Source organism: Nocardioides sp. CPCC 206348 (assembly GCF_048654705.1).
Taxonomy (GTDB): Bacteria; Actinomycetota; Actinomycetes; order Propionibacteriales; family Nocardioidaceae; genus Nocardioides.
In genome coordinates this window covers 5,030-5,600 of sequence record NZ_JBMCZA010000180.1, presented here as the reverse complement: position 1 = coordinate 5,600, position 571 = coordinate 5,030, and the positions used below count along the sequence as shown (strand labels likewise).

At 68.0% G+C, this 571-nt stretch carries 1 protein-coding gene; it reads right to left on the bottom strand.

What is annotated here, in order from left to right; all coding sequences use genetic code 11:
* Positions 1 to 84: 84 nt before the first annotated feature.
* Positions 85 to 408: a GIY-YIG nuclease family protein gene (locus tag ACOADB_RS14720; protein ID WP_378599989.1), complete on the bottom strand. Its 324-nt coding sequence runs from the start codon at positions 406 to 408 to the stop codon at positions 85 to 87.
* Positions 409 to 571 lie beyond the last annotated feature (163 nt).

Sequence of the window (571 nt, the reverse complement as noted above, 5' to 3'; positions counted from 1 at the left end):
GGCTCGTCGCTAGCGCTCCTCGCACCTCAACCACCGGGAAGGGTTCGTCGCTAGCGCTCCTCGCACCTCAACCACCGGACCGGATCAGTCCTCGGGAGTCTCGTCCTGCTCGGCAGCGCGTCGCTGGACAGCAGCGCGGCGCGAGAGGTCGGGAAGTAGCGCGTCATCGCCGTTGATCAGCGCCTCCCGCTTCTTGCGACTCCATCCCTGGACGCGCTTCTCGTAGGCGAAGGCGTCCTCGATCCTCTCGAACCAGGCGTTCCAGACAAGGACGACCGGTCGGCGTCTGCGGGTGTAGAGGGCGCCGAGGTCATCGGAGTTGTGCTGCCAGATGCGTCCCTCGAGATCGACGGTGCTCCCGACGTAGTAGGAGTCGTCGTTGCAGCGCACGATGTAGGTCCAGGGCATGGGAGTCCGGGTCCCCATCCAGCGCCCGGAGGAAACTCGACCCGATGCCGCCTGTGGACAGACGCCCGTCGCCCGGTGGTTGAGGTGCGAGCGCAGCGCCGCCCGGTGGTTGAGGTGCGAGCGCAGCGAGCCTCGAAACCCCGGGGCCACGTGGCGTAGGCGG

Excerpts from the sequence above, each read along its gene's own strand:
- ACOADB_RS14720 (WP_378599989.1), bottom strand. The coding sequence starts at position 408 with ATGCCCTGGACCTACATCGTGCGCTGCAACGACGACTCCTACTACGTC.